Source organism: Acidobacteriota bacterium, from assembly GCA_009691245.1.
Taxonomy (GTDB): domain Bacteria; phylum Acidobacteriota; class Terriglobia; order 2-12-FULL-54-10; family 2-12-FULL-54-10; genus SHUM01.
On the sequence record SHUM01000024.1, the window covers coordinates 16,908 to 31,287 of the forward strand.

At 59.9% G+C, this 14,380-nt stretch carries 8 protein-coding genes and 1 tRNA gene; 7 read left to right on the forward strand and 2 right to left on the reverse strand.

The window, feature by feature from the left end; genetic code table 11:
• Positions 1–296: 296 nt before the first annotated feature.
• Positions 297–1,538, reverse strand: coding sequence for a hypothetical protein (locus EXQ56_07650; GenBank protein MSO20327.1), 1,242 nt, complete (start codon positions 1,536–1,538; stop codon positions 297–299).
• A 683-nt stretch (positions 1,539–2,221) separates the two neighbouring features.
• Positions 2,222–2,311, reverse strand: a tRNA-Ser gene (locus EXQ56_07655).
• Between the two features lie 219 nt (positions 2,312–2,530).
• On the opposite strand from EXQ56_07655, the gene surE reads away from it, so the two are divergent.
• The 7 genes from surE (at position 2,531) to EXQ56_07690 (ending at position 14,380) form a co-directional block, all read left to right on the forward strand.
• The gene (surE, locus tag EXQ56_07660) at positions 2,531–3,310 is read left to right on the forward strand and encodes a 5'/3'-nucleotidase SurE (GenBank protein ID MSO20328.1); all 780 of its coding nucleotides are present in this window, start codon (positions 2,531–2,533) and stop codon (positions 3,308–3,310) included.
• 16 nt (positions 3,311–3,326) lie between these two features.
• A complete protein-coding gene (locus EXQ56_07665; protein ID MSO20329.1) occupies positions 3,327–4,136 on the forward strand; it encodes a hypothetical protein in 810 nt (269 codons plus the stop codon).
• Complete coding sequence (locus tag EXQ56_07670; GenBank protein MSO20330.1) at positions 3,928–5,406, forward strand: site-specific DNA-methyltransferase; 1,479 nt, start codon at positions 3,928–3,930, stop codon at positions 5,404–5,406. Before EXQ56_07665 ends, EXQ56_07670 begins: the two co-directional genes overlap by 209 nt.
• A gap of 117 nt (positions 5,407–5,523) precedes the next feature.
• Positions 5,524–8,571, forward strand: a complete 3,048-nt coding sequence (locus tag EXQ56_07675) for a hypothetical protein (GenBank protein MSO20331.1) — start codon at positions 5,524–5,526, stop codon at positions 8,569–8,571.
• An 8-nt stretch (positions 8,572–8,579) separates the two neighbouring features.
• Positions 8,580–9,317, forward strand: a complete 738-nt coding sequence (locus tag EXQ56_07680) for a hypothetical protein (protein MSO20332.1) — start codon at positions 8,580–8,582, stop codon at positions 9,315–9,317.
• A gap of 20 nt (positions 9,318–9,337) precedes the next feature.
• Positions 9,338–13,525: a hypothetical protein gene (locus EXQ56_07685; protein MSO20333.1), complete on the forward strand. Its 4,188-nt coding sequence runs from the start codon at positions 9,338–9,340 to the stop codon at positions 13,523–13,525.
• Positions 13,526–13,594: 69 nt separating this feature from the next.
• Positions 13,595–14,380: a glycosyltransferase family 2 protein gene (locus tag EXQ56_07690; protein ID MSO20334.1), complete on the forward strand. Its 786-nt coding sequence runs from the start codon at positions 13,595–13,597 to the stop codon at positions 14,378–14,380.

Sequence of the window (14,380 nt, forward strand, 5' to 3'; positions counted from 1 at the left end):
CCTCTACCACCGCATTGCCGGAATGTGGATTGCCTAAAAGATCTACCGAACTTCCGGTGGGTGGGATTCGAACCAGATAAGTTGCTGGAGAGAAGAAAGTTGCCAACTCGGCGGAAATACCTGTAAGGCTAAGCAGAACAAGACAAGCAGCTCATTTTATGGCGGGCTAGGTGGGACACTTATCGAACCCATTTAGAGGGAATGGCTAAAGCGGGAAAATTAAACCCAGAACGATTCACCGGCCTGATACATGAACGTAAGTGCACCGCGCTGGTCATGGGCCAGGAGGCGCACGTTTAGGGCTGGGTGGCGTCGCAGTAGACTTGCTGTTCAGTGGCTGGGGCGTCGGGTTCCCAACTGAGCTGATCGGCGGGTAGGCGGGCGCCGATGACCATTGCGTCACGGGCCACGGCGTAAGTGTAGGGGAAGCATTTCAAGCGGATGGGGCCGCCACTCTGACGGGCACGCAGGATCAGTGCCTCGGTGGGCTGGGCGCGGCGCACATACTGCGGGAACTTGCGCGTCCACAGGTAGACGCAGTTCACGCCTACGAACAGTGCTGCCGCGGCGGTGGCCATGTGCCGGCCAGAGATGGTACGACCAGCGATGGGGACTGCGGAGTCTTCCAGCCCGCGGTAGGCCACGGCGATGATCACGGCCAGTCCTAGACTGGCCATGTAGGTATGTCGGCTGGGGACATAGGACATGTATGTGAGGAACGAGTAGGGCAACAGGGTGATAGCAATCCAGGCGGCGCCCGCCAGCAGAGCGGGATGCTTCGGGGTTCTGGCCAACAGCAGCGTCAGCAGGGCGGCCACGCCCCACACGCGAAACATTCTGGCGGCGGAATTTGCCAGCGTGATCAAAAAGGTAGCGCGCAGCGAGAAGGTGCCATCCGCGTAATGCTGGTTCTGGCCGGCGCCGGCAATGCTGAGTAGAGAGTAGCCAGCCGCGAGAAGCATGAACGGCAGCAGTTCTCCGCGGGCCAGACCTTTCGGCGCGTCGCCGGCAAGGGAGAGCAGCAGCAACAGCAAAGGAGTTATGACCGCGGACTCTTTGGAAAGCAACGCCAAGATGAACAGCGCGCAGGCGCCCAAGTACAGCTCTGCGCGCTGCCGCCCGCTATGCAGCCAGTGTATCCAGCACATCACGCAGCCCAGAGTGAAGCCGAACACCAGCAGCTCCGGCAACGCGGCATACCACGCCACCGCCTCCTGATGGCCTTCGAACACGGCGAAGGCCATCGCCGCGGCGGTGGAAATACGCCAGCCGATAGGCTGCCAGGCCCCCAGCAGGAAGATGAGGAATGAGTTGGCGATATGCAGAAGCAGGCTGGTCAGATTGACCAGCAGAGGGGACATACCGAATGCCTGTTCGCTCCAGTAGGTCAGCAGCAGGGAGGTGGCGCGGCAACGGTAAAGGGAGTCGGCAAACAGAGCGCCCCAGTGCGCCATCGGGCCGTAGAGACGCGCCATCGAGATTTGCACATAGTCGTCGGAGATGAATGGCAGCGAGAGAAATGGCCAGTAGGCCAGCACGGACAGGGCTGACAGCAGGGCCAGCAGTCGAAAGCTCGCAACACGGGGGGGGGGGGGGCATCGCGAAACCTCAAGATAAATTGCCGCCAGAATTTCCTTTTCGGCATTCCGGACGAACATAGTGTAGCGAGTGTCCACTCGATTGTGAACAGTTTTGTTCGGCTCCGCAAAACTGGACCTCCCGCGGTCTCGGAAACGCCCTTTACCAGCCATCTCAGCTCCGGCCACTCCCTCGTTCCAAGAGCTTTCGCAGACACCGCTCATAGCTCCCACAGCAGTTGCTGGCGCCCTTGGTATCCGAGAACAATGGGCGAAATTGGGGTTCACTTTTGCGCGAATATAGGATACGGCCCGCATAATGCCTTCCGTAACGGCTGCCACGAACGCCAGCGGCTTCGCTCAGACAACGCAGCGTAGCGTTAACGCCGATACGATCCACAAACGGCGTTGTGGGAAGCATGGGACTTTCATTCTGAAAGAATCGTCGTACACCTGGAATTGATCGCTTGGCTCTGCCGAAAAACGTCCCACCCCGCATCGCCGGAAGGCGGATTGCCTAAAAGATCTGCCGAACTTTGGGGTGAGTGGGATTCGAATTGGATAAGTTGTTGGAGAGAAAGATGTTGCCAACTCGGCGGAAAAACCTGCCAAGCTAAGCTGCAGAAGACAAGCAGCTTATTTTATGGCGGAGAGGGTGGGATTCGAACCCACGGAACCGGTAAAGGTTCAACGGTTTTCGAGACCGCCCGATTCAACCACTCTCGCACCTCTCCGCGTGGTGGCGCCCCAGTGGTGCGCCCGATTCGGCTTTTTCTACAGTAGCAGCACTCGGCGCAGTTCTCAACCATGCCGGCTGGCTTGGCGGCTGGGACGGCCACGAAATTCGCTGTGTTATGATGAACCTTCCGCGTGAGATGGGACCTTCCATCTTGTGGCGATGGTGAATTTCAAGGCTGGCGATTTTCTCGCAACGTCCTAACTGAAACCAATTCATGTCTGGAAACGGAACCCCACACTTTCTCTTGACCAACGATGACGGCATCAACGCCGAAGGCATCGCCGCGCTGCGCAATGCCGTGGCACCGTTGGGTGAGGTAACCACGGTTGCGCCGAAGGATCACATGAGCGCGACCAGCCACTCCATTTCGCTGTACCGGCCGGTCAGCTACCAAAAAATGGGTGCGGATAGCTATGCAGTGGATGGCACGCCGGTCGACGCTGTTCTCCTGGCGCTGCACAAGATTCTTCCGCACAAGCCCAGCTTCGTTCTCTCCGGGATCAATCAAGGCGGCAACCTCGGCCAGAATGTGTATTACTCCGGCACCGTGGCCGCGGCGGTGGAGGGAACATTTAACGGCATACCGTCGGTGGCCATCTCGCTGGCCGCGCTGCGCGGCTCTTCCTATAACGCTTCCGTTCATTATGTGCGCCACTTAATGAGCCTGCTGATCGAGCACGGCATCCCGCGCGGAGTTACCTTGAATGTGAATGTTCCCTACGGGCGGCAGCATCGCGGCGCCAGAATCACTCGACGGGCCGACCGCCACGCGCGCCGCATTCGTCTGGACGCCAACCGCACGGGCGAGGAGAGCGGCTGGTGGATTCGCGAGGAGTTGCAGCAACACAAGATCGCCGAAGGGACCGACCATGCCGCGATTCGCGACGGTTGCGTGTCGGTGTGCCCACTGGTGTTCGATCCTCACGACATGGGGCCTGCCGGTGAGCTGGAAGACTGGATGCTGAAGATGCAGCCGCTTTTGCACAAGTTGTGAAGGTGACACTCGAAAGATGATGATGCGCGATCCATTTAAGCTCGACATCCAAAATGCCTTGGAGCGGTCGTCGGCAGCAACAACGAAAGGTTTTCCACCCGTCCCCGCCGGCGTATTTGCGGCGCATGATTTTGCGAAGGAGCTGGTGGCCGCGGCCATCTGTAACGATCCCCGTTTTGCTCACCCATTCCTGCGTGGCATCGCCAATGGCACATGGAGCCGCGCACAATTGCGCGAATGGGCCCGGCACGATTATGCAGCCATAATCGTGACGATACGCCGGCACACCCTGGCGGCAGCCAACTGCGAAGAATGCGATCTGCTGCGGTCGCTGCTCGGTTTCGTCGGCATCGAGGCCGATGCCGACCCCGTGGGTGGAGCGTTCTTTTCATTGCCTCAGCTTTGGGTGAAGTTCGGCATCTCCCTTGGCTTGACCCGTGATGAGATGATCCACTTCCAACCGCATCCCCAGTTGCGAAGCTGGAACGAGCGCGCCCTGAGCGCCGCGCGCGCAAGCACGGAAGTGCCGGTCACTCTGCTTATTGACTCCATGGTAACTCCCGGCCTGCACCTGATCCTTGGCGAGGCGCTGCAACGCCAGCTCGGACTTCCGCGCGATGCGCTCGATTTCTTCTGGGCGGCGGCTGGAAATCGCTGGGGGGAAGAGGTCGCATGGCCCATCCTCGAAGGCTGGTGCAGTTCTCCTGCGGCTCAAGCGAGCACATGGAAACGATACTGCGCCGAGCGCGAGCGGATCCCGGAGCATGAGCGACTTTCGATTCTCCAGGCGATCCTTCAGGAAATTGTTGAAAACTCACCTGTCTAACGAAGGCCACATGCCTGCGAAACGTGGACCATCACCCCGCCGCCCGAGTCCGCGCCGAACGAATGGCGTCAATGCCCCGGCTGTTGCCAATGAAAAATCCAGTCGCCGAAAATTTCCACGGACTCCCGTCGATATCGAGCTGGCTTACGAAAATAAGGCGGCTGAAGGCGAGCTGCTGCATCCGCCGAGCACCATCGCCATCCGTGGCGGCAAGACGATTGGCAAGACATCTGGCCGATGGGTGAACCGGTTGATCCACGGCGACAACCTGGCGGTGATGCAGGCTCTACTGCGTGATGAGCAGATTGCCGGCCGCATTACGCTTGCTTACATCGATCCGCCCTTTTCCTCGATGAATGATTTTCGCGCGGGGAAGCTGCGCACTTCCACGATGAGTAAAGCCTCCGGGGACCAACTGGCCTATCAAGACCATTTACAACGCGCGGAGTATTTGGAGTTCTTGCGCCGGCGTTTGATCGTACTGCGCGAGCTGCTGGGCGAGCAGGGCGCGATCTGGGTGCATATCGGCCACCAGATGTCGCACTACGTTCGCGTGTTGCTCGATGAGGTTTTTGGGCCGGAAAACTTTCTGAACGAGATCACGCGCGTTAAATGCAACCCCAAGAATTTTCTGCGGCGCGCCTTCGGCAACGTCAAGGACAGTCTGCTTTATTACTCGAAGACCGGGTGCCACGTCTGGAACGAGCAGCGCGAGATGATGAGCGAAGACGACCTGGACCGGCTGTTTCCGCGTGCCGATAAACGCAGGCGGCGCTACACGACCACTCCACTGCACGCTCCCGGTGAAACGCGCCAGGGTGCGACGGGGCAGAATTGGATGGGGCAGCCGCCGCCTCCCGGCCGCCACTGGCGGTATGCTCCAGCCGAACTGACTCGGCTCGACCAGGCCGGAATGATCGAGTGGTCCGCGCGGGGCAACCCACGCAAGATCGTTTATGCGGACGACATCCGGCGGGCTGGAAAGAAGCGTCAGGACATCTGGACCTTCAAGGACCCGGCTTATCCCAGCTATCCCACGGAGAAAAATCTCTCTCTGCTGGAGACCATTATTCTCACGTCGTCCAATCCCGGCGATCTGGTGCTGGACTGCTTTGCCGGGTCAGGCACCACGCTGGCTGCCGCGGCCATGCATGGGCGCAGGTGGATCGGGATCGATGGTTCCGCGGTCGCCATGGAGAAGGCCGGGGAGCGGCTCAAGGGAATGTCCGCCGCCCGACCTTTCCGTCTGGACCGCGTATCCGCGAAGTAGCGGTCCGCAGCGCGCCACTGTTCTGCTGTCGGCTATCAAACATACCTCTGAGAGAACTTAACCTGCCATCTTAAGAATGCAGTGTCCCTCTTCGGCGAGGCTTGTTAAACTTTTTGAATGAAGTCCTGCGCGATGGCCCAATCCCGTCTGCGAAATATATGCAAGCCATCTGGTGCCCCGCTTCGTCCGCGCCCGGCTGATACTTGCCCTCGCTTGGACTCGGCAGGATCACGGCTGCTGGTTTCACTGTCCTGCCTGTTGCTCCTCGTGCAAATGATGGTGAAGGAATCTGCCGCTGCCGAGTGGGAAGGTAAGCCGGTTGCACGAGTTCTCCACCGGCCTGAGAGGGACGGTGAGCGTCAACTTGAACAGAGCGAGCTGGAGGGAATTGTAACCATCAAGCCCGGCGCGCCGTACCGGGCGGCTCTGGTGAGCGAAAGCCTGGAGCGGCTATACGCCGCGGGACGATTTGTGGATATTCGCGCTGACGCGTCCGAGTCGCTAGAAGGTGTCGTCATTACGTTTCTTACCAAGGGTCAGTACTTCTTGGGAACTGTCCGCGTGCAGGGAGTCGATGCGCCTCCTAGCGAAACGCAATTGCGCGTTGCCACCGCTCTCGAACTCGGCGCCCCGCTGACCGATGACAGCCTCGCGGTAGCCATCGCAAAAATGAAGGGACTTCTCGAAGATCAAGGATATTTTCAGGCGGAAATATCCTGGACGACGCAGCGCAACGCCGATTCGCAGCAAGCCTCCGTTGTCTTTCAAGTGAAAACGGGCGAGCGCGCCCGCCTGGGCGAGGTGAGAGTTTCCGGAACGCCCATCTATCCCCTGGACCGGATCGTGCAGCACGCGGAATGGAAGCGGGGTGAACGTGTGAACTCGGATTATCTGCAGAATGGTCTGGAGCGGCTTCGGGAGCGCTACCAGGAGGATGGCTATCTGCAAGCCTCCATTGATCTGACCCGGCGCACCTACCATGCGGAGACCAACCAGGTGGATTGGGATGTGACCGTAGCCGCCGGCACGCTGGTGGAGATCGTCCTGACCGGGGCGAGTCTCAGTCGTTCCCAGTTGCGGGATCTGGTGCCGGTATATCAGGAAGGTTCCCTGGACGAGGACCTGTTGCGCGAGGGTGAGCGAAATCTTGGTTCGCATTTTGAGGCCGAAGGGTACTTCGACGTGGCGGTCAGCACCGTAAGGCATCCGTCCGGGAATTCTGCCGCCAATTCCAGCGATGAGAAGGTTTCGATCGAGTATCTGATTAACCTGGGAGAGCATCACCGGTTGCGATCCATTCAGATCAGCGGCAACAAGTACTTCCGCACCGAGGTCATCGCCGAGCAGATGCAGATACAAACGCCTCGGCTGCTTTCGCGCTTCGGACGCTTCAGCCGCCAGTTGCTGGATCGCGATCTGGCCCGCATCCGCGCGCTCTACAATGAGAACGGTTTCGCGCAGGCAGAGGTTCGCGGATCGTTGCGCGAGTCAGACCCCAATAACAAGGGAGATATTGATGTCCTCATCGAAGTGGAGGAGGGCCCGCAGACGCGGATCGGGGAGTTTGCGTTCGCGGGCAACACGGCATTTTCTGAAGATGAATTGCGTGGTCTGATCAATGCCGATTCCGGGCAGCCATTCAGCGAATCCATGGTGACAGCGGACGGCAATCATCTGCTGACATTCTATTTGAACGAAGGCTACCCCGCCGCGCGCTTTCGCGCTGAGTCGGAGGTCCGCGAGACCGAGCGAAACCTGAAGTATATTCTGGAGGAAGGCGAGCCTTCCTATGTGGCCAACGTCTTCATCGGCGATCTGCGCTACACGCGGTCCGGCATCGTCAACCGCCAGGTTCAGGTGCGGCCCGGCGAGCCGGTCAGTCAGGGCCGCTTGTTGGACACCCAGCGCCGCCTCTATGATCTGGGCGTTTTTAGCCGCGTGGATATCGGGTTGCAGAATCCAGGCTCGCAGACAGCGCAGAAAAATGTACTGATCTACCTGGAGGAGGCGCGGCGCTACACGCTGAAACTGGGACTGGGCGCGGAGGTGGGCCGCTTCGGTGGGTCCGGCCAGGAGGGCGAGACGGAGTTCAGTCCGGATGTCTCGCTGGCCATCACTCGATTGAACGTCGGCGGCCGGCCGCACACCGCCGGGATGCGCGCACGGTTCAGCGCATTGCAGCGGCGCGCAGGCCTTACTTACACCGCACCTCGTTTGTTTAACGCACCGTGGCTCACTGGGTCGTTATTGGCCTTCTACGATGAAACAAGGGATGTGAAGACGTTCACGGCGAAACGCTGGGAGGGCTCGCTGCAGTTTGAGATGCGGCGCTCGCGCGCCACCACGGTGCTTTCGCGCTACGCCTTCCGGCGCGTCTCCGTGGATGAAAACACGCTGCGCATTTCGCGCGACCAGATACCGCTGGTTAGTCAGCCCGTGCTGGTGGGCTTGGCGGGACTGATCTGGCTGCGCGACACGCGCGATTCACCCGGCAGCCCCCGGCAGGGTGCGTTCTTTTCGCTGGACCTGGCCGTCGCGGCGCGGCAGTTTGCCTCAGAGGCCAGCTTTGTTCGCGGCCTGATTCAGCATTCATCCTATTACCGTCTGCCCAATGGTTTGACGCTGGTGCGGTCATCCCAGTTCGGCGCGCAGACCCCTTTCGGCAAGGAGCGGATATTTGTAATTCCCGGCGCGGAGATGTCCGATACGCCACAGGAGATCGCCACGCGCGCCATCCCCATCTCCGAAAGGTTCTTCACCGGCGGCGGCAGCACACATCGTGGGTACGGACTGAATCAGGCCGGCCCGCGGGATCTGATCACGGGTTTTGCGGTCGGCGGAAACGCACTGCTGTTGAACACGGTGGAACTGCGCTTCCCTGTGTGGCAAAGCATCATTGGCGTGCTGTTTCATGATATGGGCAATGTGTTCTCCAGCGTCCGGGAAATTTCCCTGAAGAGCAAACAGGATCAATCCTCTGATTTTAGTTATCTGACGCACGCCATCGGCATCGGCTCGCGGTATGAAACGGCGGTGGCGCCCATCCGCTTCGATGTCGGCTACACCATCAACCCCACGCGGTTTCCTGTGGTAACCGACACGGCAACGGAGACACGGCGGCTCTCGCGATGGCAATTTCTATTCAGCGTGGGCCAAACATTTTGAGGAACACGATGAAGTTGCGATACCTGTTAGCGGTCGTGCAGATGCTCGGCGTGCTCATGTGGAGGCCGGTGGACACGTCTGCCGAAGTGGTGGACCGCATCGTGGCCACCGCCGCTGGCAAGGCCATATCGTTTCATTCCGCAGTGGTGGAGGCCAACTACCAAGCGCTGCTTTCCGGCGATTCGCGGGTGCAGCTGAATGGGGAGGACTCTCTCGCCCTGGAAACTCTGCGGCCTGCCATCTCGCGTTTGGTGGACCAGCTTGTAATTGAGCAGTTGCGCGACCGCGCGCCGCTCGACGAGCCGGATATGGAAGATGAAACCTCCAGGGTGGAGAGGATGCTCGATGAACTGCGCGGGAACTATTCGACCGCCGAGGAGTTCGCACAGACTCTTGTCCGCTACGGTTTTTCCGAGGAGATGCTGCGCGCGCGGATGCGGCGCGAACGGCGCATTATGTTGTTTGTGGATTATTCCCTGCGTCCGCAAGTCCGCATTCCAGGTGAGCAGGTGGAGGCTTATTATCGCGAGCAGTTCGTACCCCAGATTCAGGCGACGCAGCAGACAGAGCAACCCGGCGAAACGCCTCCGGAATTGGACCAGGTGGGCGAGAAGATCGAAGAGATACTGATCCAGCGGGAGATCAACAAGCTGCTGGAACCATGGCTGGTGAATCTGCGCCGCGAAAGCGGTGTCCGCCTGTTCGATCAGCGAAGCGCGACTGCCGAATCAGTCGAGGGGAAGTAATAATTTAAGCCATTGAGGGAATGTATTTAGTGAGCGAAACGAATCCAGGGCAAGCTGTAGCCCAGCCCATGCAACGACGTCCTTTGCGCCGCCGTGCCGTCGTGGTGTGTGGCGTGCTCGTCGTCGCTTTACTATTGGCGGGAATTACGTACCTCCAGAGCGATGCGTTTCAGGAGACGATCCGCCAACGCATTGTCAGCGGGCTCACGCAGACGTTGGGTGTTCAAGTGGAGCTGGAGGAATTCGCGTTCGACTGGACCAATCTTCGCGCACGCCTGGGAAATTTGGTGGTTCGCGGCAGAGTGCGGGCGAATAGTACTTCCAATGAGGAAGAGCCACTGTTTGCGGCGCGCGAGGTGGAAGCGTCCTGGACGCTGCTCTCCGTCTGGACACTGGCCACGGAGTTCAAATCCGTCAAGCTGACTGAGCCGCGTATTCGTCTGGAGTTCTATGAGGACGGCTCGAACAATCTGCCCCTGTCGCCGCCGCGGCCAGACGGGCAGGGAGGCTGGGCCGAGCAATTGCTCGGACTGCGCATCGGCACGATTGAGGTAATCGACGGGTTGTTGGCCTGGAACCAACATCGCGTGCCGCTGGCATTTCAGTCTCGTGATGTGGATCTGCGCCTGGCGTACGCTGCTGCCACGGACGCGGTCAGAGAGTCAGGCTATCAGGGTTCTCTCGCATTGCGCGACGGTACGTTTCAGCTTCGTGATGCGGCGACGCTGCCTTTAACGGGCACCGTGCAGTTCCATTTTTATCCGCAGCGCGCGGAGGTGCAGGCGATGGAACTGCGCGCCGGGAGATCACTGATCCGCTCGACCGTGAAAGTAAACAGCTATCGCAGTCTGGACCTGTCGATGACCTACGATTTGCAACTCGACTGGCAGGAAGCCGGCGGACTGATCCGCGCGCGCGGCTGGCAGGGGGATATTCGCTGGCAGGGCCAAGGGCAAGTCAGCAGTGAACGCTGGAACCTTGGTGGCGCGCTTACGGTCAATACTTCCCGCACAGGGATTCGCAATTGGGAACACCTGCCGTGGCGGCTCCGCTCCGAGCTGACAGTAAATAGAGAAACCGCTGCGAATGCGAGCGGTTCGCAGCCTATTCATGCAGAGCTTCGCAGCATCAACATCGCTGCCGCGGGTGGTCAGATGACCGGGGACGCCAAAGTGAAATGGGAGAATGGCATCGCCTCTGTCGATTCCGATTTGCAAGTCGAACGGCTCGGCTTTGCGGAGGCGGCGCAGGCCATACGCACGCTGCCGGTGGATTTAACCCGCTTGCCTTGGTCCGGTGATTTGTCTGGTCCTGTTCACGTGTCATTTGAAAATGCTCCAGCGGATATCCCTTCGCAACGAATTCAGCCGGCACAATCGGCATACACTTCCGGCGCACCGCCAACTCGCATAGTGCGCAACATGCGGCTGGATGCTGACTTGAATGTGCAGCCGTCAGCGACTATTCCTGAAGGAAGTGTTGCTGTTAATGGCCAGTTGAAAGGGACCTACCTGATTCAGGATCGGCGGCTCGAAGACGTGGATGTGGTAATTCAACTGCCGGGCACCCGTCTTACTGCGCAGGGCTGGTTGGAGGAGCAGCAATCCTCCATGCAACTCGGCATGGAGACTGCCGAATTGGACGTGAATAAGCCGCTGGCGGAGTTGTTCTGGCGAGGCTTTAGCGAACTGCCGTTGACCCTGGATGGAAAATTAAAAGCTGATGTTCAGTTGAGTGGAGGATGGCGCGATGCGCGTCTGCGTGGCCCCGTGGAATTCTCCGGCCTGACGTATGAGCAAACGCGCTGGGATCAATTCGCCGGTAGCCTGAATTTTCACCGCAGTGTGCAGTCGGAGAATGCCGCGCAGGTTTCCCCCAGCCCGGCGCGTAGCCGCTCCGAGGTGGAGATCACCTCGGGCCGACTCCGGCGCGGCGCCGCGCTGGCTGAATTCGATCTGTTTCTGGAGCTTCAGGACGGACGATTTGTTCCAGGCAGCGTGTTCCGCACTCAGGGGAGCGTCAATCGACTGGCGCTTAGTGCGGTCCAATCATTGACTGGTTCCAACTATCCGGTGAGCGGAATGATCGAGGCCACCTTTGACGCCTCTGGGACGAGGCAAAATCCACGCGGTCGGGCCAGCGTGCAGATGACAGGTGGCACCATCTACGACGAGCCGTTCTCGCGCCTCACCGCCGAACTGCGCTTCGATCCCGGCCCGGTCATCACGGCCAGTCCTCTGCGGATCGAAAAAGGCGGCACACTATTCGGGAGTGCCGTGGTGCGTCTCGCGCAGCGGCAGTTTGATTTGGACCTGACCGCCGCGGACATCTCCATCAAGGAATTAGGGATGCTCCAAAGCCGTCTAGCCGGTTCGCCAATGGCGATCAACGGGATTCTTTCCGGTCGCATTTCGGGCGGGGGCGCATGGGAGAGTCCGCAACTACGCGGGGAACTCACTGTGCGCGATGCGGGCTTGGGTGCGCTCCGCGACGGGCGGCTGAGGATTGAGTTCGATTCGGATCGGACTCAAGTGAATTGGAGATCCGACGGCTCGATGTTCGGCGGTGAAATTACAGGAAGCGGGAAAGTGGGTCTTGCCGCGCCACGAATCCTTGCGGCGAGACTCGACTTGCGCAATGCAGCAATCCGGTCGCTGGTTTCCTTGCAGCAGGAGCCGCCACCAGGGCTGGACGGGTTGCTGGATGCCACGGCTAACATCGCGGGCAACCTGCAAGACCCGAAATCCATTGTTGGCGAGGGCGAAGTCACGCGGCTGGAAGTAACGCGCGCGGGCGTCTCCATGCGCACCAGCGGGCCCGTCGAATTGCGCTACGCGAATCAGATGGTTCAGATTAGTTCACTTCATCTCATGGGGGATCAAGTCGACCTGACCGCCAGCGGCACCATTCGCACCGTCTCCGACCCGGCGATGAACTTAACGGCCAAGGGGCAGATTGATTTGGCCGCGCTCAGTAAGCTGGACCCGCAAGTGGCAACTCAGGGCCAAGCCTTGCTTGATGCCCAGATTACCGGCACGCTACGCAGGCCGCAGTGGCGCGGGCGATTGCAGGTGGTCAACGGCAGCGCGCAGTTTGGCAGGCTGGCGAATTCGCTGGCAGCTATCCGCGGCGCGATTGTCTTCGACGGCACGCGCGGCGAATTGGAGGGATTCCGCGCCGAGAGCGGTGGCGGCGAACTTCTGATCGGCGGCAACGTGCGCTACGGCGAAGGCGCAGGAATACAGTTCAACCTGAACGGCACGGTTCGGAATGTCCGCATACGCTATCCAGAGGAGTTGAACACCTGGGTCGATGGACAGTTGAATTGGACCGGCTCGACTCGTGCGAGCTTGCTGGAAGGCCGGGTTACCATCGCGCGCCAGGCCGTAACGCCGCCCAATGATCTGGCGCAGGTTTTGCTGGGGCGACGCGGCAGTCCCGTTCCATTCAACGATTCTCCGTTCTTGCGCAACCTGCGGTTGAGCCTCGCCGTGAACTCTGCTCCCGAAGTTCGGCTGGACACGCGCACGGCGCGCAATCTGCAAACCGTGGTGGAGGCACGTATCCAGGGCACGGGAGAGCAGCCCGCGATACTGGGCCGCGTTGGCGTGTTGGGCGGCGAAATTGAATTTGCCGGGAAGCGATACACCATCAACCGCGGCGAGATATCGTTTCTCAATCCGTTCCGCTTCGAGCCAGTGCTCAATCTGAATGTGCAGGCGCGGGTGCAGCAATACGACATCACCATGGATTTTTCCGGGCCGCCCGACCGGCTGAATGTAACCTATCGTTCGGACCCACCGCTGCCCACACGCGACATTCTCGCGCTATTGGTGGCGGGCGGCGGGCGGCAGACTTCGCTGCAGCCCTCCACGTCGCAGCAGTTGCCGCAGGTAACAGCGGACTCGCTCCTGTCGCAGGCGCTCAGCAGCCAGATTGGTTCGCGCCTCGATCGCATCTTCGGAGCCGGTCGCGTGCGTGTCGATCCTCAGATCAGCGGTTTGGGTAGGCCGGCGAGCGCGACGGTGGCGCTAGAGCAGCAGTTCCGCAACAACCTCACGCTGCTCTACGTTACTGACGTTTCGACCGCGCAGCAGCAGTACGTGCAGGCCGAATGGCTCATCAGCCCCAAGCTTTCCGTTGTGGGCATCCGCGATCATAATGGCCTGATCGGCGTAAACTTTCAGATTACACTGCGGTTCGAGTAGCATGTGGAACGGCGCTGATGGTGCGATGGAGGAGAACACGGCGGGCTGCCGGAAGCGACCAACTAAACGATGAATGAGCAACAAATATCCGCTGGACAAGATATCTTCCTGAGCGTGGTCATCCCGGCCTATAACGAGGCGGAACGCATCGGCGCGACCGTGTGCCGCGTGGTGGAATTTTTAGGCCGCCGCGTGGACCGTTGGGAAATGGTGGTGGTCGATGACGGCTCCACGGACGGCACGGCGCAACTGGTGCGGAACCTTTTTCCCTCCGAACACCGCCTCCGTGTACTTCAATTGTCGCCGAATCACGGTAAAGGTCATGCCGTGCGCGTCGGCATGCTGGCCGCCGAGGGCGACCTGATCCTATTCTCCGATGCGGATCTCTCTGCGCCCATCGAAGAAGTTGAGCGCTTGCTTCCTGCCGTACTGGATTCAACGGTTGGTGGTTACGATGTAGCCTTCGGCTCCCGCGCCCTCAAGCGTGAATGGATCGAGGTTCACCAATCCATGCGCCGCGAGCTCGCCGGCAAGTGTTTCAACCTTGCGTTGCGTGTCCTGACTGGGTTGAATTATCGGGATACCCAATGTGGATTCAAGCTGTTCCGCCGGGCGGCGGCACGGGCCATTTTTTCGCGCCAGCAAATCATCGGATTCGGATTTGACCCGGAAGTATTGTTCCTGGCCCGTAAGCTCGGGCTGCGCGCCATCGAAGTGCCGGTACGCTGGGCTCACAACGAGGGTAGCAAGGTAAGAGTCTTGCGCGATGGCATTCGAATGGTTGTCGATCTTTTGCGGATTCGAGGGAATGACCTGACCGGAAAATACGCGGGCGAGGAGTCGAAGCAGCCCTAG

Coding starts and splice junctions, on each gene's coding strand:
- surE (MSO20328.1), top strand. CDS start 2,531: ATGTCTGGAAACGGAACCCCACACTTTCTCTTGACCAACGATGACGGC.
- EXQ56_07665 (MSO20329.1), top strand. CDS start 3,327: ATGATGATGCGCGATCCATTTAAGCTCGACATCCAAAATGCCTTGGAG.
- EXQ56_07670 (MSO20330.1), top strand. CDS start 3,928: ATGCGCTCGATTTCTTCTGGGCGGCGGCTGGAAATCGCTGGGGGGAAG.
- EXQ56_07675 (MSO20331.1), top strand. CDS start 5,524: ATGAAGTCCTGCGCGATGGCCCAATCCCGTCTGCGAAATATATGCAAG.
- EXQ56_07680 (MSO20332.1), top strand. CDS start 8,580: ATGAAGTTGCGATACCTGTTAGCGGTCGTGCAGATGCTCGGCGTGCTC.
- EXQ56_07685 (MSO20333.1), top strand. CDS start 9,338: ATGTATTTAGTGAGCGAAACGAATCCAGGGCAAGCTGTAGCCCAGCCC.
- EXQ56_07690 (MSO20334.1), top strand. CDS start 13,595: ATGAATGAGCAACAAATATCCGCTGGACAAGATATCTTCCTGAGCGTG.